17 protein-coding genes are annotated in these 16,613 nt (G+C 34.2%); 16 read left to right on the plus strand and 1 reads right to left on the minus strand.

Annotated elements, in window-relative coordinates; genetic code table 11:
* From aroC to deoC, 5 genes are all read left to right on the plus strand, one after another.
* Positions 1-1,164: chorismate synthase (gene aroC / locus C3E88_RS02865; RefSeq protein ID WP_336513055.1), on the plus strand; the 1,164-nt coding region annotated here is incomplete at its 5' end.
* A 4-nt stretch (positions 1,165-1,168) separates the two neighbouring features.
* Positions 1,169-2,209, plus strand: coding sequence for a 3-dehydroquinate synthase (gene aroB, locus C3E88_RS02870; protein ID WP_236908544.1), 1,041 nt, complete (start codon positions 1,169-1,171; stop codon positions 2,207-2,209).
* Positions 2,206-3,486, plus strand: a complete 1,281-nt coding sequence (aroA, locus tag C3E88_RS02875; RefSeq protein WP_236908545.1) for a 3-phosphoshikimate 1-carboxyvinyltransferase — start codon at positions 2,206-2,208, stop codon at positions 3,484-3,486. The genes aroB and aroA overlap by 4 nt, the downstream gene beginning before the upstream one ends.
* A 77-nt stretch (positions 3,487-3,563) precedes the next feature.
* Positions 3,564-4,148 carry a phosphate propanoyltransferase gene (pduL, locus tag C3E88_RS02880; protein ID WP_236908546.1) on the plus strand — a complete coding sequence of 195 codons (585 nt, stop codon included), beginning with the start codon at positions 3,564-3,566 and terminating at the stop codon, positions 4,146-4,148.
* Between the two features lies 1 nt (position 4,149).
* Positions 4,150-4,797 carry a deoxyribose-phosphate aldolase gene (gene deoC / locus C3E88_RS02885; RefSeq protein WP_236908547.1) on the plus strand — a complete coding sequence of 216 codons (648 nt, stop codon included), beginning with the start codon at positions 4,150-4,152 and terminating at the stop codon, positions 4,795-4,797.
* Positions 4,798-4,849: 52 nt separating this feature from the next.
* Here deoC and ychF read toward each other — a convergent pair whose 3' ends face one another.
* On the minus strand, positions 4,850-5,941 hold the full coding sequence (ychF, locus tag C3E88_RS02890; RefSeq protein WP_236908548.1) for a redox-regulated ATPase YchF: 1,092 nt from the start codon (positions 5,939-5,941) through the stop codon (positions 4,850-4,852).
* Between the two features lie 179 nt (positions 5,942-6,120).
* Between ychF and C3E88_RS02895 the strand changes: the two genes are divergently transcribed.
* The 11 genes from C3E88_RS02895 to C3E88_RS02945 all read left to right on the plus strand — a co-directional run bounded on the left by C3E88_RS02895 (position 6,121) and on the right by C3E88_RS02945 (position 16,599).
* Positions 6,121-7,017: a phosphate ABC transporter substrate-binding protein gene (locus C3E88_RS02895; RefSeq protein WP_236908549.1), complete on the plus strand. Its 897-nt coding sequence runs from the start codon at positions 6,121-6,123 to the stop codon at positions 7,015-7,017.
* A gap of 37 nt (positions 7,018-7,054) precedes the next feature.
* Positions 7,055-7,921 (plus strand): phosphate ABC transporter permease subunit PstC, encoded by an 867-nt coding sequence (gene pstC, locus C3E88_RS02900; protein ID WP_442870629.1) that lies wholly within the window; start codon positions 7,055-7,057, stop codon positions 7,919-7,921.
* Positions 7,918-8,739, plus strand: a complete 822-nt coding sequence (gene pstA, locus C3E88_RS02905) for a phosphate ABC transporter permease PstA (RefSeq protein WP_236908550.1) — start codon at positions 7,918-7,920, stop codon at positions 8,737-8,739. The genes pstC and pstA overlap by 4 nt, the downstream gene beginning before the upstream one ends.
* A gap of 15 nt (positions 8,740-8,754) precedes the next feature.
* Complete coding sequence (gene pstB / locus C3E88_RS02910) at positions 8,755-9,504, plus strand: phosphate ABC transporter ATP-binding protein PstB (RefSeq protein ID WP_236908779.1); 750 nt, start codon at positions 8,755-8,757, stop codon at positions 9,502-9,504.
* 106 nt (positions 9,505-9,610) lie between these two features.
* Entirely contained in the window at positions 9,611-10,081 is a 471-nt protein-coding gene (locus tag C3E88_RS02915) for a YhcN/YlaJ family sporulation lipoprotein (protein ID WP_236908551.1), read from the plus strand.
* Between the two features lie 103 nt (positions 10,082-10,184).
* Complete coding sequence (locus tag C3E88_RS02920; RefSeq protein ID WP_236908552.1) at positions 10,185-11,438, plus strand: M16 family metallopeptidase; 1,254 nt, start codon at positions 10,185-10,187, stop codon at positions 11,436-11,438.
* An 83-nt stretch (positions 11,439-11,521) separates the two neighbouring features.
* Complete coding sequence (gene lgt, locus C3E88_RS02925) at positions 11,522-12,253, plus strand: prolipoprotein diacylglyceryl transferase (RefSeq protein ID WP_236908553.1); 732 nt, start codon at positions 11,522-11,524, stop codon at positions 12,251-12,253.
* A gap of 291 nt (positions 12,254-12,544) precedes the next feature.
* Positions 12,545-12,976 (plus strand): division/cell wall cluster transcriptional repressor MraZ, encoded by a 432-nt coding sequence (gene mraZ, locus C3E88_RS02930; protein WP_236908554.1) that lies wholly within the window; start codon positions 12,545-12,547, stop codon positions 12,974-12,976.
* A gap of 19 nt (positions 12,977-12,995) precedes the next feature.
* A complete protein-coding gene (gene rsmH / locus C3E88_RS02935; RefSeq protein WP_236908555.1) occupies positions 12,996-13,928 on the plus strand; it encodes a 16S rRNA (cytosine(1402)-N(4))-methyltransferase RsmH in 933 nt (310 codons plus the stop codon).
* 28 nt (positions 13,929-13,956) lie between these two features.
* The gene (locus tag C3E88_RS02940) at positions 13,957-14,421 is read left to right on the plus strand and encodes a septum formation initiator family protein (protein WP_236908556.1); all 465 of its coding nucleotides are present in this window, start codon (positions 13,957-13,959) and stop codon (positions 14,419-14,421) included.
* A gap of 12 nt (positions 14,422-14,433) precedes the next feature.
* On the plus strand, positions 14,434-16,599 hold the full coding sequence (locus C3E88_RS02945) for a penicillin-binding transpeptidase domain-containing protein (protein WP_236908557.1): 2,166 nt from the start codon (positions 14,434-14,436) through the stop codon (positions 16,597-16,599).
* Positions 16,600-16,613 lie beyond the last annotated feature (14 nt).

Below are 16,613 nucleotides of genomic sequence, written 5' to 3' on the forward strand. Positions count from 1 at the left end.
AACTTCTACATTAATGTAGAAGTTTTTTTGAGGGGTGGTAAGGTGATTAGGTTTTTAACTGGTGGAGAATCCCATGGTGATATGTTATTAGGTATAGTAGAAGGGATTCCTGCAAATTTAAATCTAGATTTAAATTATATAAATATGGAGTTAAGAAGAAGACAAAAAGGCTATGGAAGAAGTAATAGAATGGATATAGAAAGGGATGAAGCAGTAATTTTGTCGGGAACAAGCAATGGCTATACTACGGGAAACCCTATATCCTTAATGATAAAGAATAGGGGAAAAAACATAGAATTGGTAGAGATAACAAGACCAAGACCAGGTCATGCAGATCTAGCTGGTGCTTTAAAGTATAATCAAGATGGGGCTAGAAATATTTTAGAAAGAGCCAGTGCCAGAGAGACAGCTATGCGAGTTGCTGTAGGCGGCATTTGTAAACTTTTTTTGACTGAATTCGATATTCGATTATTTAGTCATGTAATTCAGATAGGGCATATTCAATCCGACAAAAATTATTATACAGACTTGGATTTGGGTGAATTAATAGAGGCTGATAAATCCCCAATTAGAGTATTGGACAGAAATTCTGAAAGATTGATGATAGATATTATAGAGAAGGCAAAGAATCAAGGAGATACTATAGGAGGAGTAATAGAAGTAATAGGGACAAACATTCCAGTAGGCTTAGGTAGTCATGCTATTTGGGATAGAAAATTGGATGGAAGGATAGCCCAAAGTATTATGAGTATTCCTGGAATAAAAGGGATAGAGTTTGGATTAGGATTTGATACAGCTGGCAAACTAGGCTCTAAGTTGCATGATGAGATTTGTTATGATACAGGTTATTATAGGAATAGTAACAATGCCGGTGGTATTGAAGGTGGTATTTCTAATGGAGAGGATATAGTGTTTAGATTGGTGATGAAACCAATACCTACATTAAAAAAACCTCTACAGACAGTAGACATGAGAACTAAAGAAGTAAATTTGGCTCAGTTCGAAAGGTCCGATGTTTGTGCTGTGCCGTCAGCTAGCATTGTAGCAGAAGCCATGTTTGCCTATGTATTAGCTAATGAAATTATTATTAAATTTGGTGGAGATAGTATGGAAGAAACAAGAGCTAATTATGATTGTTACATAAATAGTTTACAGAACAGGTGATAATATGAATATATTCATTGGTAAAAACAATCTCTGTAATTTAGGGACATATCTATCCGATAGTTCTATACATAGATTATATATAATTACGGATGAAACAGTAAATGATCTTTATATGGAGTATTTAAAATCGTCTGTAGATGATTTTAATACCTATGTATATATACTTCCACCAGGAGAGGAAAACAAATCCATAGATAATGTATTATCCATCTATGATGATTTAATAGGAAAAGGTATAGATAGGAAAACCCTCATACTAAGTTTTGGTGGTGGAGTAGTCGGAGATATGACTGGATTTGTAGCTTCTACTTATAAAAGGGGATTGAGGTATTTACAAATCCCTACTACCCTTTTAGCACAAGTGGACAGCAGCATTGGAGGTAAAACGGGCTTTGATTATAAGGGCATAAAAAACATCATAGGTTCTTTTTATTTTCCAGAGGCTATATTTACGGATGTTACATTTTTGAAATCCTTGCCAAAAAGAGAGATTACTTGTGGCTTAGGAGAAGTATTTAAATATGGATTAATAGAAGATTATAACCTATTTCAGTTCGCAAAAGACAATTTAGATTATATATACAGTAAGGATTTAGATACCCTAATGTCTATAGTTGACAGATCGGTTGCCATTAAAAAAAACATAGTTTCCAGAGATAGATATGATGTAGGTTTGAGAAATATATTAAATTTTGGTCATACTATTGGTCACAGTATTGAAGCTTTTTATGATTTCAATAAGTTTAATCATGGAGAAGCGGTTATTTTGGGAATGATGTATGAATTCTATATGGCATTAGAACTAGGTTTAATAGAGAAAGAGTATTTTCAAGAGGTATTTCATACCTTAAATTCTATTCTATCACCTATTTTATTTTCTCAAAAAGAAATAGAGGAATTAATCGATATTATGAGAAATGACAAGAAAAATGTAGACAATAATATAGTATTTGTTCTTCCAGTGGATAAGGGAAAAGTACATGTATTTTATAGTATAGAGGAAGATTTGATTGTTAAAGCTTTGAAGGGGGATTGGTTTTGATAATAGATGGAGTGAAGGATAAATTAGTTGGTACAATTAAAGTACCTGGAGATAAATCTATTTCTCATAGAGCTCTTATTCTGGGTTCTATAGCTCAAGGAGAAACTACCATAGACAATCTATTGATAGCTGAGGATACAACAAGAACCATAGATTCCTTTAAGGCTATGGGGGTCAATATCCAATTAGATGGGAGTAGGGCTTTAATAGATGGAGTAGGTATTCATGGCCTTAGAAAGCCTATAGAGCCAATAAACTGTGGAAATTCTGGTACAACTATGAGATTGCTATCTGGCCTATTGGTAGGACAAAAATTTTCTTCCAGTCTAATAGGAGATACTTCCTTAATGAAAAGACCAATGGATAGAATCATCATACCTTTAAATAAGATGGGGGCAAATATTAAGGGCATTGAAAATAGATACCCACCATTAGTAATTATGCCTACCAATAGGCTTATGGGAATACATTATCCTATGCCTATAGCTAGTGCACAGGTTAAATCCTCTATCCTATTGTCTACTTTATATGCAGAAGGTATTACTACAATCATAGAGCACAAAACCACTAGAGATCATACAGAGAGGATGTTGAGGCTTTTCGGTTCAAATATTCGTCATAGGGGCAATGAAATAGCAATTAATGGAGACTCAAAACTATATGGAAAATCGGTATACATCCCTGGAGACATTTCTTCAGCTGCTTATTTTATCGTGGCAGCTCTTTTAATCAAGGGCTCTCATATAATTATTAGAGATGTAGGAATAAATCCTACAAGAACAGGGATACTTTCTGTATTAGAGGACATGGGTGCTAATATAAAGATATTAAACAAGAGAGAAACAAACTATGAACCCATTGGTGATATAGAGGTAAAACATTCTCAACTAAAGGGCGTAACCATAAGTGGAGATATGATGGGCACACTAATCGATGAGATACCTATCATAGCGGTAGCAGCGGCTTTAGCTAAGGGAAAAACTACGATAGAAGGCGCTGAGGAACTGAAACACAAGGAAAGCAATAGGATTAACGCTATAACAGAAGAATTGAATAAGATGGGGGCTCACATAAAAGCTTTACCTGATGGAATGGTATTAGAAGGAGTAGAAGAATTAAAATCAGCTACACTCAATTCCTATAATGATCATAGGATTGCTATGGCATTATCTATTGCTGCTTTAATGGCAAAGGGTAAATCCCATATCGAAGGTTTTGAATGTATAAATATATCATATCCTAATTTTTATACTACATTATTTAGTTTACTACAGTGATGTTTGATTTTTTATATTGTAACTAATATAATTGATTAAGAACACAAAATATTTGTTTAGTTAAGGGAGGAAAATAGATGAGTAACAAACTACCAATTGCCTTGTCCAATAGACATATACATCTAAGTGAAAAGGATTTAGACACACTTTTTGGAGAGGGTTACCAACTAACAAGGACTAAAGATTTATCTCAACCAGGCCAATATGCTTGTGATGAAAAGGTGGATATTATAGGGCCTAAGGGGCCATTGAAAGGTGTTAGGGTATTAGGACCTGTAAGGAGTAGGACTCAGATTGAAATATCCATTTCTGATGCTTTTAAATTGGGAGTTACACCAGTAGTTAGGAATTCAGGCGATGTAGAGGGAACCCCAGGGGCTAAGATAGTCGGGCCTAAAGGGGAGATAGAATTGAAAGATGGTGTTATAGTTGCGGCTAGGCATATACATATGCACACATCTGATGGGGAAAAATTTGGAGTCAAAGATGGAGATGTTGTAAAAGTAAGAACAGAAGGCATGAGAGCTGTCATCTTTGAAAATGTTTTAGTTAGGGTGAAGGATAATTTTGCATTAGAGATGCATGTGGATATAGAAGAAGGGAATGCTGCAGGCGTAAAAAATGGTGATTTAGTAGAATTAGAAAATAGAGGGGTGAAATAATATGAATATAGCTTCCATGATCGATCATACATTGTTAAAACCTGATGCTACAGGAGAGGCGATAGACGGCTTATGTAAAGAAGCAAAGGAGTATGAATTTGCTGCTGTATGTGTAAATCCCTATTATGTTAGAAGAGCAAAAAACCTTTTAGAAGGTACAAAGGTTAGGGTAGCAACGGTTATAGGTTTCCCATTAGGAGCAAATGCCAAGGAAGTTAAAGCTTTTGAAACGGAAAATGCAATAAAAAATGGTGCAGATGAAGTGGATATGGTGATAAATATAGGAGCATTAAAAAATGGAGAACATGATTTGGTAAGAGATGATATTAAAGCTGTAGTAGAGGCAGCTAAGAACAGAGCTGTTGTCAAAGTGATTATAGAAACATGCTTGTTGACTGATGAAGAGAAGGTTGTGGCGTGTAAATTAGCTAAGGAAGCTGGAGCTAATTTTGTAAAAACCTCTACAGGATTTAGTACTGGTGGAGCTACAGTAGAAGATATAAAACTCATGAAAGAAACTATAGGCGATAGCCTTAAAATAAAGGCTTCTGGGGGCATTAGAGATTATAAAACTGCTAAGGCCATGGTAGATGCAGGGGCTTCTAGAATTGGAGCTAGTGCATCGATTAAAATTGTAAAAGGTGAATAGTAAAGATTACTAACTGATGATAAATAAAAACAAGTGGCTTAACAGCCACTTGTTATACATTAAACCTAAATAACACTACATCTCCATCTTGCATTATATAGTCTTTTCCTTCTAATCGTACTAAGCCTTTTTCTTTTGCTTTGGCGCTACCCCCACATTCTAATAGATCTCTATAGTTAATGACTTCAGCTCTTATGAATCCTTTTTCCATATCGGAATGGATTTTTCCTGCTGCCCTAGGGGCTTTAGTTTCCTTTTTAATAGTCCAAGCCCTAACCTCTTTTGGTCCAGCAGTTAAAAAGCTCATTAACCCTAGTAGGTCATAGCTAGCTCTAATGAGCCTATCTAATCCAGACTCTTTTAGACCTAATTCAGATAAAAATACTTCCTTTTCATCTTTATCCAAAAGAGCTATTTCTGATTCAATTTTACCTGAAATAACTATTACTTGTGATCCTTCTTTATTTGCATATTCTTTAACCAGTTGAACGTACTCATTATCTTCTCCATTAATTAGATCATCTTCTGAAATATTGCAAACATATAGTACAGGTTTTAAGGAAAGTAAATTGAAATCTCTAACCAACTCCATTTCTTCAGAAGTATAATCTAAATTTCTTAATGGTATATCCTTGTCAATGGAATCCTTTAGTCGATTTAATAAGTCAAATTCTTTTTTGTAGGTTTTATCCCCTTTGGCCAGTTTTTCAACTCTATGCAATCTATTTTCAATAATTTCTAGATCCGATAGCATTAATTCTAAATTAATTATTTCAATATCATCTAAAGGGCTGATCTTACCTTCTACATGGGTTACATTTGGGTCTTCAAAGCATCTAACTACATGGATTATAGCCTGAACCTCTCTGATATGAGCTAGAAATTTGTTTCCCAAGCCTTCTCCTTTACTAGCTCCTTTCACTAGTCCAGCAATATCAAAGAACTCTATAGTTGCAGGAGTTATCTTTTCCGGATTTACCAACTCAGCTAACATTTCTAGCCTTTTATCAGGTACTGATACGATTCCCACATTAGGCTCTATAGTACAAAAAGGATAGTTTTCTGCTTCAGCTTTAGCCGCTGTCAATGCATTAAAAAGAGTACTCTTTCCTACATTTGGTAGTCCCACTATTCCTAGTTTCATCTAAATCTTCCTTTCAAATTGCATAAATTTTGCACAAGAATAATTATATATCATAGTTAGACCATATTCAACATTAATGCAACTTTATTTTACATGAAATTAACTTAGCCTTAACTTTAACTTAACATAGAAGATTTATTATTTAATTAAGAAGAACATAAATGAAAGGAGAATGCAAATTGAAAAGAATTAGAAAAGTATTAGTATTAGTTAGTTTACTTCTTGTTTTAAGCGTTGTGTTTACTGGTTGTGCCAATAGGGATTCAAGTCCTCAAGGGATAGATGAGCTTACTGGGTCAAAAGATACCAGTAGTCAACTATCAGGAACTATAAATATTGTAGGATCTACTTCTGTAACCCCTGTGGCTGAGAGCTTAGGCCAGGAGTTTTCAAAGTTATATAAAGGTGTAAATATAGATATACAAGGAGTGGGGTCTACTGCTGGTATAAAGGCAGCTATTGATGGTACAGCAGATATTGGAATGTCATCTAGAAACTTAAAGGATGAGGAGAAAGCCACAGGAGTAAAAGAATATACCATAGCCTATGATGGAATTGTAATCGCAGTGCATCCAAATAATCCAGTAGAAGATTTAGATATGGAAACTATACAGAAGATATTTTCAGGTGAGCTCACCAATTGGAAAGAGCTAGGCGGAGATGATCAGGAGATTTTAGTAATATCCAGGGAAGAGGGTTCTGGAACACGAGGGGCTTTTGAGGAGATACTTGAGCTACAGGAGAAAGATGGATCAGGTAATACCTTAAGCATTGTAAAAAAAGATGCTCTAATAGCAGATGGAAATGGAGCTGTTAAGGCAAATATTGTTAGTAAGGAAAACTCTATAGGATATGTGTCTTTATCCTATCTAGATGAAATGGTAAAGGGTATAAAAGTTGAAGGGGTTGAAGCTACAGTTGATACTATTCAAAAAGGTGAATATAAAATATCTAGACCCTTTTATATGTTAACTATGGATGAAGAAACGGATCTAATAAAGGCTTTCATAGATTTTACTTTAAGCGATGAAGGACAAAAAATTGTGGGAGAAAACCAAGTTCCAATAAAACAATAAATTCAAAATTTTTTATGGGCAAAGGAGATATTCTACAATGAAACAAACTAGAAGAATACATGAAAAAATTAATGAAAGAATATTGTTTGTTTGCGGAATGACTTCAATTATAGCTGTATTAGGTATTACTATATTTATATTTTTTAAAGGCATTCCAGCTATTCAAGAAATTGGCTTAAAGCAGTTTTTACTTGGGCAAGAGTGGCAGCCTACAGGAGGAAGTTTCGGTTTGTTGCCTATGATAGTAGGATCGATATATGTTACCTTAGGTTCCCTTGTACTAGGGGCACCTATTGGGGTACTTACAGCTATATTTATTAGTGAAATTGCCTCAAAACGGATATCTAGTCTATATAGGGGTTTGGTAGAATTATTGGCAGGCATACCATCCGTAGTATATGGCTTTTTCGGATTAGCAACTATAGTTCCGACAATCGATAGAATATTAGGAGGTGGTGGCAATAGCCTTTTAGCTGCCTCCATCATATTGGGAATAATGATTTTACCTACTATAATTAGCATATCTGAAACTGCTATCAAAAGCGTACCAACAGAATTAAAAGAAGGCTCTTTAGCTTTAGGTGCTTCAGATATATATACTATATTTAAAGTAACAATTCCTGCAGCTAGATCTGGAATTTTGACTTCCTTAGTATTAGCTATAGGCAGGGCTATTGGAGAGACTATGGCAGTGATACTAGTTGCAGGCAATACTCCTCTAGTTCCTAAAGCCATAGAGGATAGGGTAAGGACTTTAACAGGAAATATTGCTTTAGAAATGGGCTATGCCCATGGATTACACCAACAGGCATTGTTTGCTACTGGGGTTATATTGTTTATGTTTATTATAGCACTAAATTTACTATTGATAATATTTAACAAAAAGGTAGGAGGAGATAGATGAGGCTTACTAGAAAAGGTGAAGATACTATAAGATTGTTTATATATATTTCTGCTATCTTAACATTAAGTATAGTTCTTTGGATATTAGGACATATCCTGGTAAATGGAATCATAAGGTTAAACTGGAACGAGGTTTTAAAGGATACTGGAATATATCCTTCCATCATAAATACTATTTTCATAGTTATTTTATCCATATTTATCTCTGCTCCTCTAGGTATAGGTGCTGCAATTTATTTAAACGAATATGCCCAAGAAGGAAGATTAGTTGATGTTATCAGATATTCTATACAAAGCCTAGCGGGTATACCTTCCATTATATTTGGTTTATTTGGTATGATCGTTTTTGTTGTAGGATTAGGTCTAAAATGGTCCATATTATCAGGGGCGCTGACTTTGGGAATAATGATTTTACCGATAATAATTAAGACTACGGAAGAAGCTCTAAAAACTGTCCCCATATCTTTAAAGGAGGGGAGCTTAAGCTTAGGAGCATCTAGAATACAGACTATATATAAAGTAGTTTTACCAACCGCATTGCCTGGAATAATGGTTTCCATGATATTAAGTGTTGGTCGTGTTATAGGTGAAACAGCTGCAGTATATTTAACAGCAGGTATGGTTCCTAGGATTGCTAGTAGTTTATTGGATTCGGGAAGGACCTTATCTGTGCATCTATATATTTTAGCTAAAGAGGGAATCTCTTTTGAGTTAGCTTATTTTACAGCGGCAATATTGATATTGTTTATATTGATTATTAATGGAGTTTCTAATTATATAGGTAGAGTTATCCAAAAGAAATTAAAGGGAATAGATTAGGAGGGTTAGGCTATGATACCTAAATTAGATGTTACAAATTTAAGCTTATCTTATGATAAAGTAAAGGTGCTAAGTAATATAAATATTATTTTTTCCAAGAAATCAGTTACTGCTCTCATAGGTCCCTCTGGGTGTGGAAAGACAAGTTTTTTAAGATGCTTAAATAGATTGAATGATACTGTACCGGAGGTTAAAATTAACGGCACTATAAAATTAGACGGATTGGACATATATAAGGATATGGATGAAATAAGTTTAAGAAAAAACATAGGTATGGTGTTTCAAAAACCAAATCCTTTCCCTATGAGTATATATAATAATGTAGCCTATGGTCCAAAGGTCCATGGAGTAAAAAATAAAAAAAACTTGGATCACATTGTTGAAAGAAGTTTGAAGAAAGCTTTTTTGTGGGATGAGGTTAAGGATAGATTAAGTAAATCTGCTCTTAGCTTATCAGGAGGTCAACAACAGCGATTATGTATAGCTAGAGCTTTGGCTGTGGAGCCTGAAGTCATCCTTATGGATGAACCTACTTCTGCTTTGGATCCTATTGCAACAGCTAAAATAGAGGAGCTAATAATGGAGCTAAAGGGTGAGTATACGGTTATAATGGTCACCCATTCCATGCAGCAGGCAGCGAGGATATCCGATTTTACTGGATTTTTTCTGTTAGGAAATCTGGTGGAGTATAAGGAGACAAAAGAACTGTTTAACAACCCTGATGATGACAGGACAAAGGGATATATCAATGGGGTATTTGGCTAAAAGGCATATTAAATGCCTTTTTTTAGTTATAAAATTTCTTATTTATGAAAAACTATATTATATAAGAACTTGATTAGCAAATAAATTTAGGCTGGGAGGTATGACTATGAAAAGAAAAGGCATATATATAATAAGGATTGTTTTAATCTTCATGGTGTTTAGTGTATTATTAGTAGGTTGCAAGGTCAATGATGATATTGGAAAGGAAGAGGTAGAAGATGAGATAAGCATAGGAGTAGGGGGAAAAGATTATGATATATTGTCTCGTTCTGAAAACATATCTAATATAGTGGTAGATTTGTATGGCATAGATAATGCATCTTCTATTATATTTAATGATGTAGTTGTAGTAGCCGTTGAAATGGCACAGGATACGACTTTTAATGATGATGTAAAGGAGATGATAATCAATGCAGTATTAGAAAACGATACTATGATAAGGCAAGTGCTTATAACGGATAATAAAAAGGTATTTGATCAAATTGAAAAGATTATAGAATCCTTAATGAATGGAAAAAACTATGATGAACATATAAAGGAGATAAACGGAATAATAGAAAGGTTGAAAAAAGAGTAAATAAAAACCCGTCATATGACCGGGTTTTTATTTATATGAATTATATTAGTATAGAAAATTTAAAAGGGTATCATAAAATATAAACCATAAGGAGGGAAAATAGTTGAATTTAGCATTGAGGAGGATAAACATTGAAAAAGGGATAAACTTAAATTTAGTCCACGAGGATAAATTTGACATCAATCTTCTTAGCATTTATTTTGTATTATCCTTGGATAGAAAAGATGTAACTAAAAACGCTTTGTTGCCATTAGTATTAGAAAGGTGTGCTAGAAGTTCTATAGTACAAAAAAAACTAGAAAAAACCCATAATTCAAATGTAGGTATAAGAATAATAAAAGAGGGGGAGAAACAAATAATCAGTTTTACTGCTAAAGGGCCACGGTTTAACAAACTACAAGATAAAATGGTCATGATGGAATTGATAGATATATTAAAGTCATTAATCTGTACTCCCTATTCTACAGATGATATATTTAGTCAGCAATTTGTATCTAGAGAAAAGGAGAACTTAAAGAAAATCATAGAGGATAGAAGGATAAACAAAGAAATTTATGTTAAGGAACGTTGTATTGAAGAGATGTATAGAAATGAAAAATTTAGTATCCATCCCCTTGGATATATAGAAGATTTAGACAAAATTGATAACGTAACTCTCTATAAACATTATAAAGAAATACTAGATAAAGCAATGATAGAAATATTTTATATTGGTGATTTAGATGATCATCTAGTAGAATATATAATAGATAGTTTTAAATACAAGCGGGATAGTGTTATGGAACTTTCTAGGGAGTCTGTTACTGGGAACGTGCAGATTAAAAACATGGTATATGAGCACTTAGACCTAGATCCAGGATGGCTAGTAATCGGATATAGAAGTGGAATACCTTATGAAGATATTTTATATAATGGGTTGGAGGTAGGCAGTTATATACTAGGTGGTGGTCCAAATTCCAAGCTCTTTAAAATGGTTAGAGAAAAAGATATTGCTCATAATATGAATTGTAAGTTATATAAACATAAATCTCTAATGTTAATCAATGGGAGGGTTAATTCTGAAGATTTTCAGAAGATAATAGCAGGAATTAGAACTGAAATAGATAATTTAAAAAAAGGATCTTTCACCAAGGAGGACATGAATATATCAAAACAATCCATTAAAGCTAGTATTAAATCTATGTACGAGGATAAGCTTTTGTTTTCAGACTTTTTACTCGGCAGAATACTGATTGAAGATGGAAGATCCTTGGATGAAACATTGATGGAAATAGATAGGGTTAGTAAGGATGAGATAGTAGAAGCATCAAAGAGTATCAAAGCAGATACTATATACTTTCATGGGAAACCTATATAAATGGATAGTAAACTATATAGGTAAAATATACAATTTGTGCTATACTTATAAGTACTGATAAGAATAAGGGAAGGTGACGAAGGATGAATCCTGTAGCATTTGAAATTTTTGGCATAAAGGTTATGTGGTATGGTATATTAATATCTATTGGGGTGGTATTGGGAACTGTTTTGGCGTTAAGAGAGGCCGAAAGAATAGGGATTGGAGAAGATAACCTAATAGATTTACTATTGTATGCAATTCCCTTAGCTTTGATTGGTGCTCGAATTTACTATGTGGCTTTTACTTGGGATTATTATAGGGAAAACTTAAAGGAGATATTTCACTTTAGGGGTGGTGGTCTGGCTATTCATGGAGCAATTATAGCTGGTATTATTGTAGCGGTGATGTTTGCTCGGAAGAGGAATTTGGATTTCTGGAAAATTGCCGATGCCTGTGCTCCAAGTTTAGCACTAGGTCAAGCCATAGGCCGCTGGGGAAATTACATAAATCAGGAAGCTTATGGAACTGCCACAGATCTACCCTGGGGTATAATGGTAGATGGAATAAAAGTTCATCCTACATTCCTATATGAGTCCATAGGAGACTTTACAATTTTTGTATTTTTAATATGGTATAGGAGAAATAAGCCAAAAGTTTCTGGTGAAGTATTTCTATTGTATCTAATACTGTATTCCAGCATAAGATTTTTTATAGAAGGTTTGAGAACAGATAGTTTAATGGTGGGACCTTTACGAGTGGCTCAGTTGGTCAGTGTTATAGGGATTGTCATACCGCTGATTTATTTTAACATGAGGAGAAAAGGAAAGGAATAATATTTGAGAGTATGTGAATCTAGATGAGTAGTATCTGTTGATTAACAACATATAGTAGGGTAAAAAGGATTTCCTTGTAAGGAGGGAGTCTTTTTTATTTTTTTGTATATATCTGTATATAAATATGGAAAATAGCATTGAAAAAAGATGAATTTTGTAAAATGAGACTAAAGAACTATAAAAATTTTTTAAAATTATAGAAGGATTTCGTGAAATGGTATAGAATTAATAATATGTGGGGTAAAGTGGTAAGAAGTGGGGTAATTTATACATAAAGGTGGAGTGAGTGGTATGTTCATTGGAGAATACCAACATACAGTTGATGATAAGGGAAGATTAATAGTGCCATCTAAATTCAGGGAAGATCTAGGTTCTGATTTTATCATGACCAAAGGTCTTGATAATTGCCTTTTTGTATATCCCAAAGGTGAGTGGATGGTATTAGAAGGGAAATTAAGGGCTTTACCTCTTACCAATAGGGATGCAAGAGCTTTTGTAAGGTTTTTCTTTGCAGGAGCTTCAGAATGTACTTTAGATAAGCAAGGCCGAGTTCTTATACCTGGCAATTTAAGAGAACACGCAAGGCTGTTGAAGGATGCCGTAATTATTGGCGTTTCTACTAGAATTGAAATCTGGAGTAAGGAAGAGTGGGATAGTTACAACGATGATGATAGTTTGAGCTATGATAAGATTGCTGAAAAAATGGCTGAATTAGGAATTTAAGAGGACAGGAGTGAAGAATTTGAATTTTGAACATACACCAGTATTGTTAAAAGAGGCTATAGATGGATTAAAGATACGGGAAGATGGAATATATGTAGACGGGACTTTAGGTGGTGCTGGTCACTCCCTGGAAATAGCAAATAGATTGACAAAGGGAAAGTTGATAGGAATAGATCAGGATATAAATGCTATTACTAAGGCAAAGGAAGTGCTAAGGGACCATTCAGATAAGGTTATATTTGTACACGATAATTACGTAAACATTGATAGCATATTATCTAATTTAGGAATGGGAAAAGTTGATGGAATATTGCTGGACATAGGAGTATCTTCTCATCAGTTAGATGAAAAGACTAGGGGATTTTCCTATCATAAAGAAGCCCCATTAGATATGAGAATGGATACAACCCAAGAATTTTCTGCATGGGATGTGGTAAATACCTATTCCCAAAGTGAATTGGAAAGGGTAATTTGGGACTATGGCGAGGAGAGATGGGCTAGGAGAATTGCCCAATTCATAGTGGAGGATAGGAAGACAAAAAGCATAGATACTACATTACAATTGGTTGATACTATTAAGAAAGCTATACCCAAAAAGGTAAGAATGGAGGGACATCATCCTGCTAAAAGGACTTTCCAGGCTATAAGAATAGAAGTAAATAGAGAACTAGATGTATTAAAGATGAGCATACCTAAGATGAATGGGGTACTCAAGGAAGGTGGACGTATGTGTATTATTACTTTCCACTCATTGGAAGATCGTATTGTAAAAGAAACTTTTAGGGAATTAAATAAGGATTGTATTTGTCCACCAGAGATACCGATATGCGTTTGTGATAAGAAGAAAGAATTAGAAATAGTAACTAAAAAACCAATTACACCTAGCGATGAAGAAATCGAAAAAAATCCACGTGCAAGAAGCTCAAAGTTAAGGATTGCTGAAAGAGTTTGAGTTCTAAAACAAAGGGGGTAAGAATAAATTGTTAGTAGCTAAAAAGGATTTGGAATATTACCATACAGAAGAGATACAACCTCAGGAAGAACAGAAAAGAAGAACAAAACCTAGAAGAAAGAGAAAATCTAAAGCTGCATCTAAACTGTCTGCTATAGGCATATCCATGGTTGTATTGGCTATTTGTTTGTTTATATTATATGGGTATACCAATATTACAAAGATTAGGTTAGAAATTACGGAACTAGAGAAACATAAGGCAGAACTGATGAAGGAAAAAGAGGATTTAGTAGCAGAATTAGTGGCTGTTAAAAGTTCTACTAGGATTGAGGAGGAGGCAATGGTTAAACTGGGCATGGATTATGCTACAGAAGAGCAAATAGTATATGTAGATGTTAGAGATACGGATTTAGAAGCTGAAGATACAACAGATGAGGCTATGTTATTGTCACATTTTAAAAAAATATTTAGTTTAATGTCAAGTCTGTTTTAGGAGGTTTTGATATTGGTTGCACCTAGTAATGCTTCGAAAAAAAGATTGGTATTTGTGTTTGTAATAGTATTAATAGCAATATTGGCACTGATTATTAGATTAGGGTATATACAAATAGTTACTGGGGAAGAATTGAAAAAGGGTGCTTTGGAACAGTGGACTAGAGGTATTGAAATCAAATCTAAAAGAGGAATCATATACGATAAAAATGGTAAAAAGCTAGCTATTAGCGTTAGTTCCTATACTGTATGGGCCAGTCCAGCAGATGTAGAAGATCCTAAAGATACGGCTAAAAAGGTTGCTGAAGTTTTAGATATGGATGAAAACTTAGTATATGAGAAGATAACCAAAAAGGTAGATGCAGAAAAGATAAAGCAATGGATATCCAAAGAGGAGGCAAAGGAATTAAGAAATTTAAAACTATCGGGAATTAATGTAGTTGATGATAATAAGAGATTTTATCCTTATGAGGATTTTGCATCCTATATATTAGGCTTTACTAATATAGACAATGATGGATTATATGGAATAGAAAAGACTTATGATAAGTATCTGTCTGGTAGCCCGGGAAGATGGATTAAAACTACTGATGCTAGTGGAAAACAGATGCCCTATGATGGAGAAAAGGTATTTGAGGCTCAAGATGGATTAAATGTGGTCTTAACAATTGATGAAACTATCCAACATTTTGCAGAAAAGGCTGCTATGGAATCTATAATTACTACTAAGGCTAAAAATGTTTCTATAATTATCATGGAGCCAAAAACTGGAGACATATTGGCTATGGCAAATTTACCACAGTACAATCCCAATAGTCCTAGGGAACCATTAGATGAGATGAAAAAAGATGAGTGGAGGGATTTGCCTATAGATGAATTAGAAAAAAGATGGTATGATATGTGGAGGAACTTTGCCATTAATGATGCTTATGAACCTGGTTCTACATTTAAGACCATCGTAGCAGCAGCAGCTATTGAAGAAAATATCGCAAGCATTGATTCCAATTTTTATTGTAATGGGTTTATTAGAGATATTCCAGGTGCTTTATTAAAATGTTCTAGATGGTACAACCCCCATGGACCACAAACCCTAAAGGAAGGAATGGAAAATTCCTGTAATGTGGTTTTCGTGGATTTAGGTAGAAAATTGGGAAAAGAGAAGTTTTATAAGTATATAAAGGCTTTTGGATTCGGAGAGCCTACTGGTATTGAATTAACTGGGGAACAAGGTGGAATTATACCCTATAGTACGGATATTATAAAAGAAGTAAACTTAGCAACTATGTCCTATGGACATGGAATAGCTGTGACACCTATACAATTGGTAAATGCAATATCTGCCATAGCTAATGGTGGAAATTTAATGGAACCAAGACTGGTATCCCATCTAGTTGATAATGAAGGTAATGTGGTCATGGTTAATGAACCAAAGATCAAAAGACAGGTAATATCTAAGAGTACATCGGATATTATGTTAGATATGATGGAATCAGTAGTGATGAAAGGTACTGGTACAAATGCTTATGTTCCAGGGTATAGGGTAGCTGGAAAAACTGGGACTGCTCAGAAGATAATAGATGGGAAATATGCACCTGGTAAATATATTGGTTCATTTGTAGCTGTAGCCCCAGCTGATGATCCCCAAATAGCTCTATTGGTTATAGTAGATGAACCCCAAGGAGTATATTATGGGGGAAGTGTAGCTGCACCAGTGGCAGGGAAGATAATAGAAGAAACTTTAAATTATCTGGAGATAAAGCCAGAGTTTACAGAAGAAGAGAAAGAGCAATTTGACTATATAGAGGAAGTTCCTGACGTAAGAAATAAGACTATTGAAGAAGCAGGAAGGATATTGATGGAACATGGATTTAAATATACTACTGACTCCTGTAATATCTCAGAAAAATCCAAGGTAATAGATCAATTTCCATTACCTGGGACAGAAGTGTCCAATGGTTCCATAATAGATCTATATCTAAATGAGGATCAAGAAACTCAAAAAAAGATAATAATGCCAGATTTAATGGGAAAATCTAGGGAAGATGTGATCAAAATATTAGAAGGTTTAAATTTAAAATATCATTTTAAAGGTGAAGGTAATGCAATAGAACAAAATCCAGAGCCAGGAACAGAAGTTGATATAAATTCCAATGTGGAAGTTGAATTTTCTAACCGATAAGAGTAGTATTATTA

This window comes from Clostridium sp. Cult3 (assembly GCF_021655115.1).
Lineage (GTDB): Bacteria > Bacillota > Clostridia > Tissierellales > Tepidimicrobiaceae > PPXY01.